This is a genomic window from candidate division Zixibacteria bacterium HGW-Zixibacteria-1 (assembly GCA_002838945.1).
Classification (GTDB): domain Bacteria; phylum Zixibacteria; class MSB-5A5; order GN15; family PGXB01; genus PGXB01.
On sequence record PGXB01000023.1, the window covers coordinates 37,644 to 54,979 of the forward strand.

Below are 17,336 nucleotides of genomic sequence, written 5' to 3' on the forward strand. Positions count from 1 at the left end.
GACTCAGGAGAATAAAATGAAACTTAAGATAACAGTCCATGGTGTTGCATATGAAGTAGAGGTCGAGGTGCTCGATGCCGGCGAAGGATTTCCGGCGGCATCATCTCTGCCCCGGCCCAGAACCAGATCCCAGCAGCCGACCGGCGCTCCGGTCGCACCGCTTCCATCAACTGCCGGTCCGGTCCAAAGCGCGGCCGGCGGCGCCGTTGCCTCGCCGATTGCCGGTACCATCGTCGAGATCAAATGCAAAGCGGGAGACACTGTTTCCGAGGGTCAGGTGCTGCTGATTATCGAAGCAATGAAGATGAAAACATCGATAGCCGCTCCAACCTCCGGCAAGGTTAAGAATGTTCCGATAGCGGTCGGTGACACGGTTCGCGAAAGCCAGACGCTGGTCGAACTCGAATAATGAAACCGATTATCAGGAGCGACCCATGGAAACATTGTTAGAGTTTCTGCAAAACGGCGCCCTGGGTAATTTTACCTGGGGAAATTTCAGCATGCTCATCATCGGCTGCGTTTTTATTTATCTCGGAATTGTCAAGGACTATGAGCCGCTGCTTCTCATTCCAATCGGCTTCGGAATGCTCATCGGAAATATCCCTTACGCATCCGGAATGAGTATCGGAATTTATGAAAATGGTTCCGATGGCGGGCAGGCCAGCGTTTTGTCGATATTATACACCGGCGTGACACAGGGGTGGTATCCGCCGCTGATTTTTCTCGGTATCGGGGCCATGACCGATTTTTCATGCATGCTGGCCAACCCGAGATTGATCCTTCTGGGTGCGGCCGCCCAGATCGGTATCTTCCTGACCTTTATAGTTGCCCTGGCGATCGGTTTTACCAAAACCGAAGCCGCTTCTATCGGCATCATCGGCGGCGCCGACGGCCCCACTGCAATCTTTCTCTCATCTAAACTGGCACCGCATCTTCTCGGCGCCATCGCTGTCTCGGCTTATTCATATATGGCCCTGGTGCCGGTCATCCAGCCGCCCATAATTAAATTGCTGACCACCCGAAAAGAGCGTCTGATCCGCATGAAGCCGAATAAGCCTGTCAGTAAACGGTTGCGGGTCTTATTCCCGGTTATTGCTTTTCTCATCACCGGTTTTATTGCCCCCGGTTCCATTAACCTGCTCGGTTTTCTGTTCTTCGGTAATCTTCTCAAAGAAAGCGGGGTCACCGAACGTCTGGCCGCCACGGCCCGGACCGCCTTTATTGATATTATCACCATTCTTCTCGGGGTGACGGTCGGTTGTTCGACCGATGCCAGCCGCTTTTTGACGCCGGCCTCGATTAAGATTTTCGTTCTTGGCGCCGCATCATTTATGATTGCCACCGCCTCCGGAGTTCTGTTTGCCAAGCTGATGAATCTTGTCACGAAAACTAAAATCAATCCAATCATTGGTGCGGCGGGGGTTTCGGCGGTGCCCGATTCGGCCCGCGTCTGCCAGATGGTTGGTGCCAGGGAAGATCCTAATAACTTCCTTATTATGCATGCCATGGCGCCGAATGTGGCCGGCGTGATCGGTTCCGCCGTCGCCGCAGGTGTCCTGCTGGTGACATTCTTGTAGCACCTTCTGTATGAATTTGGAGGACCGTCCCGTTATCAAAACGAGACGGTCTTTTTTGTTCCGTTATTAAAAGGCCTGCCCCATGCTGAAGAATATCTTGTCGCGCGGTTCGGAGCCGCGGCGGTCGAGATTGGCGCCATAATCGAGACGGACAATTCCAAGCGGCGTGTTGATTCGGATTCCGGCTCCGGCAGCCGGGCGAATATCGCCAAAGCTGAAATCCTTCGCTTCACTCCAGACATTACCGATATCGACAAAGATGACTCCGCCGAAAATTTTATACAGGGTCCTGCGTACTTCCACCAGATTCCAGACGATTTTAAAATTTCCGCCCAGCGGGACACCGTCGTACTGAAGCGGGCCGGCCAGTTGATAGCCGAATCCGCGAATGGTATTGGGACCTCCCGCATAAAAACGCTCATTGAGAGGAATTTCCTCGCCGCTGCGGAAATTATCTATCCAGCCTATTTCCAGCGCCGAAGCAAGGACCGTCTCACGGTTGAAGGGATAGAATATTTTGAACCTGACTATCGAACGGGCAAAGCTGTTGGTTCCCTGGAGAAACGTCCCGGCCACTTCACTGGTCCATTCGGAATACGTGCCGCGCAGGGGATTGAACAGGTTATCACGTGTATCCCGGCTGATGCTGAAGATAAAACTTCGGATTTTCGGTTTGAAATCTTTCGGCTGTTCGAGTGTTTCTATATGGCTGAGGCGGGAATCCTCATGACGATATGAGACTGTTATAAAAAACTTTTCGGCAAAATAATGCCCGAAAGTCATGCGGCCGCCGTAGCGCAGGAAATTGTATCCCGGTTCGATCAGGTACTCCAGCATCATATTGACATCGGTTCGCCAGCGCGTGCCGAGAGTGTACGGTTCGGTGAATGATGCTTCCGCGGCACGGCGAATAAAACTGCCGCTGATCGCCCCGCCCGCCTTTCGGGCGGTTCCTGCAAGATTGGTGGTCAGCAGTTCTACTCGTCCGCGGACCTTATCAACCGAGCCAAATCCGACCGAAGCATTGAATTCGCTCGGTATTGATTCATTCAGATCAATCAGAATGTCTTTTCCGGCGGGATCAATGTCGGATGTCGATACCGGTCGGATGAACACGCTTTCGAACAATCCGGTCATGTACAAGCGGCGTTGAGATTTCAAAAGTGCCGAGTAATGAATCACTTCGCCTTCCTTAAAAAGTAATTCCCGCATGACGACATTGGGTCGGGTTTCTTTCAATCCCTCAATCGTAATCGATGATATCGCCGCCGGGACTTTTTCAGTGACCGTAAAGTCGACCACCGCCAGATGCGTTTCGCTGTTAATCCTGATGTCCGGCTTTATTGTGGCATCGAGGTAACCATGCTCGGCGTACAGGGATATCATGGCCAGCATTCCGTCCTGAATGTTTATTCTTCGGAAAGGATCACCCTTTTTGAGATTGACGAAAGCCAGAAGCGTGGAATCGTCAAAAGCATAGTTGCCGAATATCGACAGACCCTCGACTCGTGTAAGTTCCCCTTCATTCAGCGACAAATGAATATCGACTTTGTTTTGCGCCGTATCGGCGATGACAGTTTTCTCGGGAACCGATGCCTCCAGATAGCCGTTTTGATGATAGAAGTTCAGGATATTTTCGATATCGGTCTCGAGTATTTCAGGGAAAAAATAGGATTTGTGCATGAATGATGAGGGCCGGCTCAGCATAAGTTTGATCAGGCGGGCGTCATCATATATCTGATTTCCCTCGAATGAAACATTTCCGACCTTAAGCTTCGATTTAGCCTGAACAGACGGGTATAGAATCAAAAAGAGGAGGGCCGTACTTAACGTGATTAAGACAATCTTTTTCATCGGAATCTCAACTTATATTTTAAATCAAGGGCCGAGCGCCCCAGCCGATCGGTTTGTCCTTCAAGGAAGAACCTCTTTGTCAATTGGTAATCCAGGCGTACACTTTGATCATTGCTCCGGCCAACCGTTGTCGAGTAGGTCAATTTGGCGCGGTCGGTAATCTTTTTCGAAGCCAGCAATTGCGGGCCGGCCGATTGATTCATGCTGAACAAATTGCCCTGAACCGAGACCTCATCCAGCCCAAAGACGGTTCCGATCTTGCGCGAAATATAGCCTGATATTTTTTGACTGGTCAGCATTTGCGCCCGTTCGGTCAGGGCGCCTTTGCTGTCGGAATCCTTACCCATCAATTGCTCCCGCGTTGCACCCAGCGTCAGCAGGGCAATAATATCGGCCTTGTCAAGCGTCGGCTCCGAAATTATATCGACGGCCAATTCTCTCAACGGCCCTTTGGCGGAGAAGGTAATAAGATAGGCGGTTGCTTCCATGGCCTGATAGCTCTTTACCGTTGCTTCCGCAGTCAGATTTATCTCAGGATTAAATGAGTTGGGGTCGATGAAATATATTGTTCCCTCTTTGACCTGGAATTTTCTGTCGAGATACAACATGTATCCCTCTTCGGCATTAACCCGCCCGGTGAAGTTGGGCAGCCCGGGACTGCCGATAATGCCCAGCTCGGTACGAAGTTTCAGCCTGGCCAGGTTGTTGTCGATCCAAAGTTCGTTGCTCTCCCGGATTCGGACATTAAGCCGTGTATTTTCCAGAATAGGAGGCAGTTCGAATCTTGTCTGTTCGACCGATTGCGCCCAGGGGAGAATCGACTGCGGCCTGAGATTGGCAGTCAACCGCGACTCGCCGAATTCCATGTCACCATCGAAAAGGAAATACTCACCGTCACGCCGGTATGTAAATCGCCCGGATCTAATATTGATAATGTACTCGTCGGGGCTGTCGATTAAAATGCTGTCCAACGAAAGACGCATATTTATGTCGGTTATTTCTCCCATGTCATGGGTCAGATTTCCATTGGCCAATATTCTTCCTTTATTAAGGACCATGGCCAGCGTATCGATAAACACTTTATCCTTATCGAACCGCGCATGGATAAAACCGTCTTTAAAAGGAACCGGCAATTCCGAAGGCCACAGTAGAATCCTGCTGATATCAACCTGCCCCATTATATCCGGGTCATCGATTTGTCCTTTTATCATCAATTCAGCCTTCAGAACTCCGCCTATTTCTCTGATGTCCGTAAAAAACGGCCTCAGAAGTGCGATATCGGTGCTGTCGGTCAATATTGTCAGGCCGATGCTGTCAGCCGATAATTTCCCCTTCACCGACAACTTCCCAAAATCGGCAAAGCTGACAACAATATCGGTTCTTGCCTCCTTTGATTGCGAGAGGATCATGCTTCCATCGACAGTGAAATCCTTTGCGAGAATAGTCCCGCCCGATTTTTCTATACTTAATATCGTATCTCTGACGGCGGCTATAATGTGTACATTTTCTACCGGTACGGAATTGGCTGTCTGTCGGTAATAGCCGTTTTGCAGCTCCAGCCATCCGGTAAGATTGGGATCCGCGATAGACCCGTCCCACTTTAGATCAAGAGAACTGGTCCCGGCCAGCCCGGAGCCCTCACTCATAAATGGTTCCAACAGGGAGAGGTCAAAGTTATTCATGCCGACGGCCCCGCTTGTACGACTTTTACTGTCTATTGTATAACCGGTACTGTCACGCATTAGGGATATCAGTGCATTACCGGTCATACTTTGCTGAAAGCCATAAGCGTTGAAGGATGACAATTTGAATAGATTGCCCTGCAAATCGGTATGCACGATAATCGAATCAAGAGCGACATTATTAAATTCGGGCTCTGTCACCGTTGCGGAAAGTTGCACCTCTGGATTTTCGATATTCCCCTTGAAATCAAGAGTAAAATCCACCGTGCCGCGCAGGTCAAAAGTGCTTGGATAGAAGTAATCAATGAGGGACAGGCGCAGATCATGACCGGATATGTCAACAACCATTTTGGCCGTGTCTGAAATATCGAAGACAGCTTCTATTAATCCGGCTGTGCGTGCGTTACTATCGACAACAGTCGAATTATCCAAAAGACCTGCTTTAAATATCCCCCGCAGATTATCAATATTGATTTTGCCGCTGGAGATGACAGCCAGAGAATCTTTGTAAAGGTGTCCTTCGGTAAGGTAAATGTCCCGTCCATTAACATCAACGTTAAGATTCGTAGAATCCAGCTTATACTCTCCGTAACCGGCCTGGCGCAGATTAAACTTCACCGTTCCCACCAATGAATCTATGGTGCCGGACATGGTGCCGCCGTAATCGACTGAGCCTGACAGCGAATCGATTTCAAATGGGGGAGAAGCCGGGTCGATGGAATCAAGTTTTCCCGAGAAATGCATCTCCCGAATATGCAGGACGCTGTCGATGTATTCAACATGCGCATCGAGCGAGTCCAGCGGGAAGTTCCGGTAGTGCATGCGACTCAAATAAATATCGGCCGTTGCTTTCGGAAATTCCGTTGTTCCCGCAATGTTGCCCCGGCAGAATATTGATCCGTCAAGCTCGGTAATATTAAAGAGTGCCGCCAGCGGGCTTACATCTGAAATTGAGGCTTCGAAATTGCCGGACAGCATCTCGCCCCTTATCCGTCCGCGCGCAGCTATCCCGATGTTGCTGTCACCGATATTGATTAAGGCATCACCACCGGAGAGTGAAATTGTGCCTATCATTTCAGGAAGGTTTTTGCCTTCGTATGCAAGCCGGGTTGCGCGGAAGTCGGATTTAATCTTCCAATTCTCAATATTATATCCCTCCCCGGCTATTTCTGCGACACCACTCAAGATTCCGGTGTTGGAGGTTTCCTCCCCGTAAATAGAGCTCCACATTCCGGGAATATCAAACTGTTCAAACTGCAGTCTGAATTGCACTCCCGGAATTGTGTCCAATGCCGCCATGCCGGATATTCCGATATTCCCTCCGAATAACCGGAGGCGCATCGAATCCAAATAAAGTGAATCGCCCAGACGGCGCATGGACAGAGCGCCGTTGTCAATTACGATCTGGTCTATTTTTATGGAAGGAATCACCATATCCGCCGAAATATCGGGTGATGCCATTGCACCTGTGACATGGGCAGTCATGCTGAAGCCGTCGGCAATCTCCGGTTTTGAAATGCCGAATCTTGTTACTATTTTATCTACGATTGTCCCAGGATTTCCTGACAGGGTAAGATCCGCGTAAATGCTCTCCAATGTGTCGAAGGGAATTATTCCCTGGCCTGTCAGATCAAGGTTGTCAATAGATGAACTCAGCGATTTTATTCGCATATCTCTATCAGAAAGATTACCGGCAAGAGAAATGCTCTTTATGGTAAGAGGGATACTATCATAGAAGACCCGGAAGCTGTCAGCAGAAAGTGTAATGTCATATTTGGAAACCTCGATCTCTTCAAGCCTGATGTTCAGGTTGTCGAGGTATGAGTGCAGAGCCAGACTGTCATCGCTATATTCCGCTGAAAATCCCTGCAATTCAAATTTACCAAGGCGAATATTATATGTCGAGCCGGTATCTTCCTTGTTAACGGGGGATTCCCCTGCCGCCATAATGGAGTCCAGGATAGTGATACCGAATTTTCCCAGGCTGTCACGGCGGGCATGAACCATGACATTTGTTATATTGATTGATTCGATTGTGATGTCCTTAAATGGAAGACGCCAGAGGTTGTAACGGCAGTCGATATCCTCTATGCTTAACAGCGCGGCATTGTCTTCACCGGGACGTGGGTTTGATATAAGCGTGCCATGCAGTCTCAATCGCGAAAGAAGATTGGTGTCCAGCCTGTCAATCGAAACCGGTAATTGCAGATATCCACTTATTTTGCTTTCAAGAATTCCTTTTAAATAACGTTCCCCTACCGGCGTTGTTAGAATGATAAAAAGCAGAACCACCGCAGCCGCTATGACGGCGATCACATAGGCCGATATTTTCAGCAATCGTTTGATGGTCGCAAACTCCCGGATTTAGTTACTCTTTCATTACTTTATACAAACGAAAATGACTCCGAATTCAAGAAGAATATTCTGCTAAATCCAGCGCTTACGTTTGAAGAATATAAAGAGGCCGCCGCCGACAAGCAGCGCCAGACCCCAGAAAAGCAGATATCCATAGGGTAGTCCCAGCTCCGGCATGTTCATCGGGCCGGCGCCGGTATCGAAATTCATCCCGTAAACTCCGGCCAGGAAACCGAGCGGAATAAAGATTGTGGCTATAATGGTCAGGACCTTCATCACCTCGTTCATTCTGTTGCTGACACTGGACAAGTAAATGTCAAGCAGCCCCGAAACAGAGTCTCGAAATGTTTCGACGGTGTCGATGACCTGAATCGCATGTTCGTATAAATCTCTCAAATATGCCCGGGTGGCGCTGTTGATCAGCGGCGATTCCAGTCTTTCGAGCCCGCCGATAACCTCCCTCAACGGCCAGACCGATTTGCGCATATAGATCAATTCCCGCTTCAGTTCATGAATCGTTTCCAGACTCTCCGGGGTCGGATTGCCGATGAGCACGTCCTCCATGGCTTCAATCCGCTCTCCGAGTGCTTCCAGGACCGAGAAGTAACCGTCGACAACGGCGTCCATCAGGCTATAAGCAAGGTAATCGGGATTCATGAAGCGCGCCCTCGGCAGAGTCTTTCGGATGCGATCTCGGACCGGTCCGAAAACATCACCCTCGCGCTCCTGGAAGGATATTACGAAATTGCGTCCGATGACAAAGCTGAACTGCTCCGATTTCATCTCGCCGTTATCCGGATTGTTGTAAAGCATCTTCAGGGCAATGAACAGGTACTGATCGGAAACATCAAGCTTGGGCCGCTGTCCGGTATTGGCGATATCTTCCATGATCAGCGGGTGGAGATCGAAATGGCTGCCGATTTTCTCGATAGTCTGCACGTCGTGAAGGCCGTCGATATTTATCCACGTCACAGTGGGTGTTTCCTTGAATGGAAAACACTCTTCGACCGTCGCAACCTCTTTTTCATCCAGATTGGTTTCATCATAATCAATAATGTGAATCCGGACTGTTTCCACCTTTTGCTCGCCGACAAATACGACTGCTCCGGGTTTCAGGCCCCTGCTTTTGGAAAGTTTTTTGATCAGGCGAGGCATAATGTCATCCCCCTGCTTTGAAATTTAAGACATCTTTTACTTTGTAGATTCATTCCTGGTTTTAATATATTCCGCCAGGCGTATTCGCCGCGCTTCAAGACGGTCAATTTGATTCTTTATTTTTTCTTTGGCCTCATCATCTCCGGCTTCTTTCAGCTGTGCCTTCAGGGATTCAATCTCTTTACCGGCTTCTTCGTACTTCCCGCTCAATTTTTCCAGCGACTCGGCTTCCTCGGCCTTGTCAAAGACTATTTTTTCAGGGGTAGTTGCGGAACCGTTAATTTCGCTTTGAATATTCGATTTATCAGGGATTATAGCTTTATTCACCTGTAATGCGCGGGTATTCATGAATGTAGGGGAGACAATCTCGATCCCGTTTTCATGCAGTTTATCCAGCATCATCTGCCGCAATCTTGATCGTGATGAAATTATCTGCTTAACCTCACTCAGCATTCCGGCGGCACGATAGGTAACCGAAAAATCACCTAATTCCATTACAAAGACAAAGGGATCATTCAATTCGGCGGCCAGTGCGGCTTCCTTCAGCACCGTCTCAACTTTATCATGCGGGATATCATAGCCGAGTGAAACATCCGCCGATACTATTGTCCCCGAAGAACGGATGACTTTGACCGGATTGGTGACCAGATAGATATTCGGCAATGTGGTCAAATCTCTGTCTTCGGTCTGTATCTCGATATGAAACAGGCCGCGTTCGGTAACTCTGCCGAAATGATCTCCCACCCTGACGAAATCCCCGGTCCGGAAACCTTTGATAATGCGAAGCATCATCCCGGCCATGGCATTGCCGATTAATGTCGTCGATGATAGCGCGATCGCGGCGCTCAGGAGTATGCCGATGAGGCTGAGAAGCTGGCCGCGGGAGGTCTCGGAAAGAAATTGGTCGGGTATGACCATTATCACCACTATCAGTCCGATAAATGAAAGCAAGATTGTTATCAACTGGCGTCCGACCTGGCCGCTGGCTTTCGAGGCCGAGCGCCGGTCCAGAAAATACCTGACAGCCAAAACTATAAGGATAATTAATATCAGGGTTATTCCGGTGGGAAGCAATTCCCTGATTGACTCGTAAAATGACTCCAACAGGGCCATATTGTTGTCCTTTCCGGCTTCGGATATAATCCTGCCCGAAATTTATATTCAGGATTGTCGTTTTGACTCTTAATTAAAATTTAAAGATATATGAAATTGAAATCAAGGCTTTTATTTTATTGCGCCAAAGGCGTATTTACTCAGGTTGATGCCTGAGGAAGCCGGATTTATTGCAGCCCGATACGGCGCATTTATCTCAATAACTGGTTTCGGTCAGCTTTACTTTGCCCCGGAATATGTAATATATACTGATCGTATAGGCAATCACCAGCGGCATGCCTATTATAGCTATAATCAGCATGATCTTCAGCGTTTTGGCCGATGAGGCCGCATTATAAATATGCAGACTGTTGGCGGGGTCGGGATTCGACAAAATCAGATTGGGAAACATTCCCACGCCAAACAGCGCCATCAGCGCGATCACCGAGGCGCACGATGACAGAAACGCCCGGAATTCGCGCCCATGATGAATCTCCCTGGGAATGTTGGCGATGGCCAGCGCGTTGAGAATCGGAACGATAAACAGGACCGGCGAAGCTTTCAGGTTTGCCGACATGTGCGGCAGGTAAAGCAGGGTCGCCAGGGTGGTCAGGATATAACAAATGATAAAGAAAATGATGGTCGGGTTGATCCAGCCGCGAAGTTTTGTCTGCAGCTCGCCCTCTGTTTTCATGACGGCGTATATGGCGCCATGCATCATAAACAGCGAAACAGTGGTGATTCCCACCAGAAGCGTATACGGATGCAACAGACTCCAGAATGTCCCGATAAACTCTTCGCTGCTGTCCAGCGGGATTCCATAAGCAATGTTTCCGAGTGCCACTCCTATCAGCAGCGCCGATACAATTGAACTGACCGAGAAACTGATATCCCAGAACTGCCGCCATACCTTTGACGGCTGTTTCGAGCGAAAATCGATCGCCACCGCCCTGAAAATAAGTCCAAACAACAGCAGAATCATGGCCATGTAGAATCCGGAAAACGAAGTGGCATACACTTCCGGAAAGGCCGCAAATAGGGCGCCGCCGCCCGTGACCAGCCAGACCTCGTTGCCGTCCCAGACCGGCCCGATCGAGTTGATCATCAACCGGCGTTCATTATCGGTTTTGGTCAAAAGGTGCAGGGCGCCGACCCCGAGATCGAATCCGTCAAGCAGGGCGTACCCCGTAAAAAGTACACCTATCAGGAAAAACCATATTGTATTCAGATCAAGTGTGAAATTCATGCCCGCGCCCCTCCTTCGCTGCCGCTTTCGACCTCAGGTCCCTCCTGTATCTTCTCATTAAGCAAATATATGAACAGTACAAAAAGCAGCATATATATAAGTGAAAACAGTATCAGCGAAATTATCACCTGCCCCGACCCGACACTTTGTGACAAAGCATCGGATGTCCTGAGTAGGCCGTAAACGATCCATGGCTGTCGGCCGACCTCGGCCGAGAACCAGCCCAGTTGATTGGCCGCCATCGGCAGCAAAACCGAGAAAACCATCACCCACAGCAGCCATCTTTTTTGAAAAAGAAATCCGCGCCACCAGCCGAGCATACCGATGAGCGACAGTAGAATCAAAAGCATCCCCATGCCGACCATGATATGGTAACTCTGAAATACAATATTGACCGGCGGGCGATCTTCTTTCGGAAATGCTTTCAGGCCCGTGATCGGTGTTGCCGGATCGAAATCGACCATAAAACTCAGTAACCCGGGAATTTGCAGGCCGATGGTTTCTTCTTTTTCTTCATCGACCCAGCCGAAAAGATACATCCCTGCCGGGGCGCTGGCCGGGTAATGTCCCTCGAAGGCGGCCAGCTTGGCCGGCTGCGTTTGCATAACGGTCTGAGCGCTGCTGTGGCCGGTGACCAGTTGCATTACCGATGCGAACACCGCCACTATCAGGGCGATGCGCATCGATCCAATCGCGAACTCCCGATGCTTTTTCTTTAACAGGTAAAAGGCCGACACGCTCAAAACAAAAAATGCCGCCGCCTGCCATGCCCCCATATACACATGTGATATCCGGTCAAGGAATGACGGATTGAATACCACCGCCCAGAAATCGACGATCTCCGCCCTCAGGCCGTCCCCGAATTGCACTATATGGTGTCCCGCCGGTGTTTGCTGCCATGAGTTGGCCACGACTATCCAGATTGCCGAAAGATGGGCCCCGAAGGCAACCAGGATGGTTGCGATGAAATGCGTCCTGGGTTTGACCTTGTCCCAGCCGAATAATAAAATGGCGAGAAATCCGGATTCGAGAAAAAAGGCAAAAACTCCCTCGGCGGCCAGAGCCGAACCGAAAACATCGCCGACAAAGCGCGAATAAGTGGCCCAGTTGGTTCCGAATTGAAATTCCATGACGATTCCGGTCGCAACGCCAAGAGCGAATATCAACCCGAATATTTTCACCCAGAACCGGGTCATGCGGTGATACATCATGTTTTTCGTTTTCATATACATTCCCTCCATGATAACCAGGATCAGGCCGAGCCCGATACTCAATGGGGGAAAGAGGTAATGAAAAGCGATCGTCACGCCGAACTGGACTCTTGATAGTATCTCCAAATCCATAATGATAATTTCTCCGCCTTGTGTTACTATGATAAAATTAACTTAGCTTGAGAGCGAAAACACCCCATGCATTTCAAATGCTGTTGTGTCATGATTATGATTTTTTGAAGTCGATGTCAAGTATTTTTGATTATTGATTGGGCCGGTGGTTTTTCGAATTCGGCAATTGCCGCCGGAATCACGAATTTTATCTTACCGAAATGGCGATCACGAAATAGACAACTGATCTGTATATTCCCCGAAATAAGTCGGAATAAGGGGATATTAAAGAGGTTTGCTTCAAATATTCCCTGGAAGGCGATGAAGGAAATTAATACTCATCCTCCTCGTCATCATAGTCATCATCCAGATCGTCGTCAAGATCATCCTCGATCAGTCCTGACAGTATTTCCTTGGAATCCTCTTCGTCCTCGACCCTGACTTTGAAATCGACCGCTCCCACGACCGGATTGAAACCCAGACGACCGACACTGAATAAATCCATGATTCCGTCGCCGCTGGCGTAAAATCTGATGTCGGCATCCTCAAGCAGGGATTTTGCAATCAGTATTTTGGCCTGGTCGCTGGTCGTATAGACCGTAACCATATCATAATAATCGGGAATGTCCTCGGTCGGCACTGAAGCCACCAGCTTATCGCCACATTCCGGGCATTTAACGACACCGTCTTTATACTCATATTTGCAACTCGGACAATACATAAAATTTCCTCCATATTCGGCTCTAATATATTGATAGGGATCGACATGTCAACAGCGAAATAAACATGAAAAAGGTAATATTTCCGTCAGGGTTCGAAAATTCGCAAAAAAAAGCCGGGTTTTGAACCCGGCCTCTAAATATGCTGTTTTACATTCTTTACTTTTCGGCTTTTTCCATTGAGGGAAGAATGACGGCATCGATTACATGAATGACGCCATTGCTGCACTCTATATCAGTCTGGACGACTCTGGCATTGTCGATCATGACATTCTTGTCATCTGATTTAATCGAAACTTCCTGGCCATTAAGGGTTTTGGCCGTCTTCAGCTTGGCTACGTCCGAGGACATTACCTTGCCGGAAACAATATGATAAGTAAGAATGGCGCTCAATTTCTCCTTGTCCTTGAGAAGAGCTTCGACAGTTCCCTTGGGAAGCATTTCAAAAGCGGCATCGGTCGGCGCGAAAACGGTGAATGGGCCCTCGCCGCTGAGAGCATCGACCAGGCCGGCCGTCTTGACGGCTGTCACAAGAGTATTAAACGACCCTGCGGCAACGGCGGTTTCGACAATATTCATTGCCTTCTTTTCAGGCATCTTTGTCTCGTACTGGCCCGCGAAACTGACCACGCTCATCGACAAAATAAATATTGCGGCTAAAGTGATGATTGTATGCTTCTTCATGATCTACTCCTTCTTTGTTTCTTTCTCTGTCCTGACAGTCCATGAGTGTAACGACTGTTCGACCATTGTTTTCTCTTTATGGTATCCTGCTGCAATTAAGCGTTGACAACGCCCCACCGGCGCTGAATGGCTCTAAGCTGGGTAATTTGAAACATGGCACTCAGGCCGACCAGAATATAAACCACCCGGCTGACCATACTCATATTGCCAAAAATAGTGGCGACAAGGTCGAAATTAAACAATCCAACCAGCCCCCAGTTCAAGCCGCCGATCACCAGCAGCATCGCGAAAATAACGTCAAATGATTTCATTTCATTCTCCTTTTTTTGTTTTCAGGTTTCATAAACAAGAACCAAATATGTATAATAAATGTTCCCATTATGTATAAATTATGTTGAGATAATGATTATTTATTACTGAAAAATTTATGTAATTTATTTGTATGAAATAGGTTAAGGAATCAAAAGAATTGACCGAGATAGATAACTAATGAGAATGTTTACGATTAATAGGGAACTTTTTGGTGAATTATTGGTTTAATTATTGACAAAAGTTGAACAAATAGTTTTTTATGGAATATAATGATGACCAAACATCCGATCAGAGTGGTAGCCAAAAAAACCGGTCTTTCCGCCGGTCTTATTAGAATTTGGGAAAGACGACACAATGCCGTAACCCCGCTCAGAACCGAAACCAATCGGAGGCTCTATTCCGATGAGGACATCGAACGGTTGATTCTTCTTGGGCGCGCTACCAAGGCGGGTGAAAGTATCAGTCAAATCGCAAAGCTTTCGACGGACGAACTGCGCAGATTAATAGGATCGGGGAGTGTTGCTGGCCTTCCCGGTTCGCAATCCGCCCACGTCGATCTTTCCATAAAATCCGGCTCGGAATATCGTGAGCTTTGTCTGGAAGCGGTTAATGACCTTGACGCCGAGCGTCTTGAATCGATGTTGCTAAAAGCATCAGTCGGCCTTAGCCAGCGTGCTTTACTCGAACAGGTTCTGGGTCCTTTGATGTCTTCCATCGGCGATCTCTGGCGCGAGGGTGAATTAAAAGTCGTGCATGAGCATCTGGCATCGGCGGTTGTTCGAACATTTCTGGGAAATATGTCGGGTGCCTTCTCGGCTCATGAATCGGCGCCGCTCGTCATAATAACGACACCTGTCGGGCAGTTGCATGAGTTCGGTGCCCTGATGGCCAATATAACCGCCGCCGCATCCGGTTGGAAGTCTCTCTATCTGGGGCCCAACATGCCGGCGGGTGACATTGCCAGCGCCGTTATTCACAACAATGCCAGGGCCGTTGTGCTGAGCGTAATTTATCCTGCCGATGATCCGCGTGTCGGAAATGAATTGGAGCAGTTACACAACATTCTTGGAGTCAGAGTGCAGATTATTGTAGGTGGTCGTTCTGCCGAGGGGTATCGGGGAATCATCGAAAAGATCGGAGCCGTTTTGGTCAAAGATCTCTCGTCGCTTCAATTCCGGCTCGATTCCATTCGTTCCGTCAATGCCGCCTGATTTATATAAACCGCGTTGCCGGCTGTCATTATAGGGGTGCTTCATCTAACACCATGAATTCTATAAATAATACGAGGGTTCGTCTCCTGAAAAAAGGCGGACAGATAAATGGCCCGGTGCTGTACTGGATGAGCCGCGATCAGCGAGTCCATGACAACTGGGCGCTGCTTTTTGCACAACAAATCGCATTGGAACGAAAGACGCCTCTGGCCGTTGTTTTCAATCTGGTGCCGCAATTTCTTGAAGCCGGTATCAGGCAGTATCGCTTTATGCTGAAAGGGCTTTGGGAAGTAGAAAAAGAATTGGCCAGGTTCAATATCCCCTTTTTCCTGCTTACCGGTGGGCCGAAGGAGCAAATTCCCGGATTTATCCGCGAACACCGAATTTCGATCGTTGTCACCGACTATTCACCGCTGAAGATCAGCAAGCAATGGAAAAATGACGTTCAAAGCAAAATAGGCATACCGTTTTATGAGGTCGATGCTCATAATATCGTTCCGGTCTGGCTTGCATCAGATAAACAGGAATATGCCGCCTATACTATTCGTCCCAAAATTACGAGGCTTCTCCCGGAATATCTGACCGATTTTCCGCCTTTGAAGAAACATCGCCACCCCTGGTCTTCCGGCAATCCTGACAATAACTGGAACAACATCGAAAAAAGCCTTAAAGTCAACGCTATCGTTCAAGAGGTTAACTGGATTGAACCCGGGGAAAAAGCGGCGCTGACGGCGCTTAAATTATTTCTTGACCGAAAACGGCCCCTCTATGATGAAAGGCGCAATGATCCCAATGCCGATGTTTCATCTCACATGTCACCGTATGTGCATTTTGGCATGATTTCGGCCCAGCGGATTACCCTCGAAGTGCAGCGTTTCGATCAGAATCTGAAGTCTCAGGAAGCATATCTCGAACAACTGATAATCAGGCGCGAACTGGCCGAAAACTTCTGCGAATATAATTCGAGATATGATTCTTATGACGGCTTTCCGGACTGGGCCAAAATTACTCTCGATGAACATCGCTCCGATCCTCGTGAATACCTTTATTCACCGGAGCAACTGGAGAGGGGCGAGACGCATGATGAATTATGGAACGCGGCCCAACTGGAGATGGTTAAACTTGGCCGGATGCATGGTTACATGCGTATGTACTGGGCAAAGAAGATTCTCGAATGGTCGGCAACCCCTGAAAAGGCGCTCGATGTTGCCGTGTATTTGAATGACAAATACCAGCTTGATGGCCGGGACCCCAATGGTTATACCGGTATCGCCTGGAGTATCGGCGGTGTTCACGACCGGCCGTGGTTCGAAAGAGATATCTTCGGGAAAATACGGTATATGAGTTATAACGGCTGTAAGCGTAAATTCGACATTGATAATTATGTTGAGAAAATAGCGGGCATCATAAATGGGTGAGCAGATGAAGGTATTTAATCTTGAGAGAGAGCAGTTCATCGATTGTCCCCTGCGCGATGTTTTTGCCTTTTTTGAAAGGCCGGAGAATCTCTCAAAAATAACCCCGCCTTCGCTTGGATTTAAAATTCTGACTCCGGGGCCGATTCGAATGAAACAGGGAGCGCTTATCGATTACACCATCAGGCTGCTGAGAATACAATTGCACTGGAGAACCTTGATTTCGTCCTATGAACCGCCTCATCTATTTATCGATGAGCAGCTTAAGGGTCCCTATGCTCTCTGGCATCATACCCACCGCTTTGCTGAAAAAGATGGTGGAACCTTAATAACCGATAAAGTCAGATACGCGCTTCCCTTCGGGTTCCTGGGACATCTGATGCACCGGTTTATAGTGAAAGGACAGCTTGATCGAATTTTTGATTATCGGGCATCCGTTATAAAGAAAATGTTTGAGAAAAATATCTCCGGGCAGATGAATCATCCCGCTGATATTTCTGGAAAGGCGGGTTGACAGCGATGGCGTCAATACTGGTTCTCGGTGCAACCGGCTATGTCGGAGGACGGCTTGTTCCACGATTATTGCAGCGCGGTCATACCGTCAGATGCCTGGTGGTGGATTCACATTTGAAGTGCAACAATTGCTCTAAAAATACTTCAGACGGTGTTTGAAAGTCCAGACATTTTCTCGGAGTATTATTATAGATTCTCA

The 17,336-nt window shown here is 48.5% G+C and carries 14 protein-coding genes; 5 read left to right on the forward strand and 9 right to left on the reverse strand.

Going from position 1 to position 17,336, the window contains the following annotated elements; all coding sequences use genetic code 11:
• Positions 1-16 precede the first annotated feature (16 nt).
• Together CVT49_09840 and CVT49_09845 are read left to right on the forward strand one after the other, a co-directional pair.
• Positions 17-409 (forward strand): acetyl-CoA carboxylase biotin carboxyl carrier protein subunit, encoded by a 393-nt coding sequence (locus tag CVT49_09840; GenBank protein ID PKK83204.1) that lies wholly within the window; start codon positions 17-19, stop codon positions 407-409.
• Positions 410-434: 25 nt separating this feature from the next.
• Entirely contained in the window at positions 435-1,577 is a 1,143-nt protein-coding gene (locus tag CVT49_09845; protein ID PKK83205.1) for a glutaconyl-CoA decarboxylase subunit beta, read from the forward strand.
• 66 nt (positions 1,578-1,643) lie between these two features.
• Here the strand turns inward: CVT49_09845 and bamA are convergent, their stop codons facing one another.
• The 9 genes from bamA to CVT49_09890 form a co-directional block, all read right to left on the reverse strand.
• On the reverse strand, positions 1,644-3,431 hold the full coding sequence (gene bamA, locus CVT49_09850) for an outer membrane protein assembly factor BamA (GenBank protein PKK83206.1): 1,788 nt from the start codon (positions 3,429-3,431) through the stop codon (positions 1,644-1,646).
• On the reverse strand, positions 3,428-7,450 hold the full coding sequence (locus tag CVT49_09855; protein ID PKK83207.1) for a hypothetical protein: 4,023 nt from the start codon (positions 7,448-7,450) through the stop codon (positions 3,428-3,430). The genes bamA and CVT49_09855 overlap by 4 nt, the downstream gene beginning before the upstream one ends.
• A gap of 90 nt (positions 7,451-7,540) precedes the next feature.
• The gene (corA, locus tag CVT49_09860) at positions 7,541-8,623 is read right to left on the reverse strand and encodes a magnesium and cobalt transport protein CorA (GenBank protein ID PKK83208.1); all 1,083 of its coding nucleotides are present in this window, start codon (positions 8,621-8,623) and stop codon (positions 7,541-7,543) included.
• Between the two features lie 36 nt (positions 8,624-8,659).
• Entirely contained in the window at positions 8,660-9,736 is a 1,077-nt protein-coding gene (locus CVT49_09865; GenBank protein PKK83209.1) for a mechanosensitive ion channel protein MscS, read from the reverse strand.
• 196 nt (positions 9,737-9,932) lie between these two features.
• Positions 9,933-10,961, reverse strand: coding sequence for a cytochrome d ubiquinol oxidase subunit II (gene cydB, locus CVT49_09870; protein ID PKK83210.1), 1,029 nt, complete (start codon positions 10,959-10,961; stop codon positions 9,933-9,935).
• Positions 10,958-12,304, reverse strand: a complete 1,347-nt coding sequence (locus tag CVT49_09875) for a cytochrome ubiquinol oxidase subunit I (protein PKK83211.1) — start codon at positions 12,302-12,304, stop codon at positions 10,958-10,960. Before CVT49_09875 ends, cydB begins: the two co-directional genes overlap by 4 nt.
• A 310-nt stretch (positions 12,305-12,614) precedes the next feature.
• The gene (locus CVT49_09880) at positions 12,615-13,004 is read right to left on the reverse strand and encodes a hypothetical protein (protein PKK83212.1); all 390 of its coding nucleotides are present in this window, start codon (positions 13,002-13,004) and stop codon (positions 12,615-12,617) included.
• Between the two features lie 157 nt (positions 13,005-13,161).
• Entirely contained in the window at positions 13,162-13,686 is a 525-nt protein-coding gene (locus CVT49_09885) for a Nex18 symbiotically induced protein (protein PKK83213.1), read from the reverse strand.
• A 95-nt stretch (positions 13,687-13,781) separates the two neighbouring features.
• The gene (locus CVT49_09890; protein PKK83214.1) at positions 13,782-13,997 is read right to left on the reverse strand and encodes a DUF378 domain-containing protein; all 216 of its coding nucleotides are present in this window, start codon (positions 13,995-13,997) and stop codon (positions 13,782-13,784) included.
• A gap of 270 nt (positions 13,998-14,267) precedes the next feature.
• Between CVT49_09890 and CVT49_09895 the strand changes: the two genes are divergently transcribed.
• The 3 genes from CVT49_09895 to CVT49_09905 are packed head-to-tail and all read left to right on the forward strand — an operon-like array spanning position 14,268 to position 17,138.
• Positions 14,268-15,209: a transcriptional regulator gene (locus CVT49_09895; GenBank protein PKK83215.1), complete on the forward strand. Its 942-nt coding sequence runs from the start codon at positions 14,268-14,270 to the stop codon at positions 15,207-15,209.
• Between the two features lie 53 nt (positions 15,210-15,262).
• Positions 15,263-16,627 (forward strand): deoxyribodipyrimidine photolyase, encoded by a 1,365-nt coding sequence (locus CVT49_09900; protein ID PKK83216.1) that lies wholly within the window; start codon positions 15,263-15,265, stop codon positions 16,625-16,627.
• A gap of 4 nt (positions 16,628-16,631) precedes the next feature.
• Entirely contained in the window at positions 16,632-17,138 is a 507-nt protein-coding gene (locus CVT49_09905) for a CDP-paratose 2-epimerase (GenBank protein PKK83218.1), read from the forward strand.
• Positions 17,139-17,336 lie beyond the last annotated feature (198 nt).

Coding starts and splice junctions, on each gene's coding strand:
- CVT49_09845 (PKK83205.1), top strand. CDS start 435: ATGGAAACATTGTTAGAGTTTCTGCAAAACGGCGCCCTGGGTAATTTT.
- cydB (PKK83210.1), bottom strand. CDS start 10,961: ATGAATTTCACACTTGATCTGAATACAATATGGTTTTTCCTGATAGGT.
- CVT49_09890 (PKK83214.1), bottom strand. CDS start 13,997: ATGAAATCATTTGACGTTATTTTCGCGATGCTGCTGGTGATCGGCGGC.
- CVT49_09840 (PKK83204.1), top strand. CDS start 17: ATGAAACTTAAGATAACAGTCCATGGTGTTGCATATGAAGTAGAGGTC.
- CVT49_09900 (PKK83216.1), top strand. CDS start 15,263: ATGAATTCTATAAATAATACGAGGGTTCGTCTCCTGAAAAAAGGCGGA.
- CVT49_09880 (PKK83212.1), bottom strand. CDS start 13,004: ATGTATTGTCCGAGTTGCAAATATGAGTATAAAGACGGTGTCGTTAAA.
- CVT49_09895 (PKK83215.1), top strand. CDS start 14,268: ATGATGACCAAACATCCGATCAGAGTGGTAGCCAAAAAAACCGGTCTT.
- CVT49_09905 (PKK83218.1), top strand. CDS start 16,632: ATGAAGGTATTTAATCTTGAGAGAGAGCAGTTCATCGATTGTCCCCTG.
- CVT49_09875 (PKK83211.1), bottom strand. CDS start 12,304: ATGGATTTGGAGATACTATCAAGAGTCCAGTTCGGCGTGACGATCGCT.
- CVT49_09885 (PKK83213.1), bottom strand. CDS start 13,686: ATGAAGAAGCATACAATCATCACTTTAGCCGCAATATTTATTTTGTCG.
- bamA (PKK83206.1), bottom strand. CDS start 3,431: ATGAAAAAGATTGTCTTAATCACGTTAAGTACGGCCCTCCTCTTTTTG.
- corA (PKK83208.1), bottom strand. CDS start 8,623: ATGCCTCGCCTGATCAAAAAACTTTCCAAAAGCAGGGGCCTGAAACCC.
- CVT49_09865 (PKK83209.1), bottom strand. CDS start 9,736: ATGGCCCTGTTGGAGTCATTTTACGAGTCAATCAGGGAATTGCTTCCC.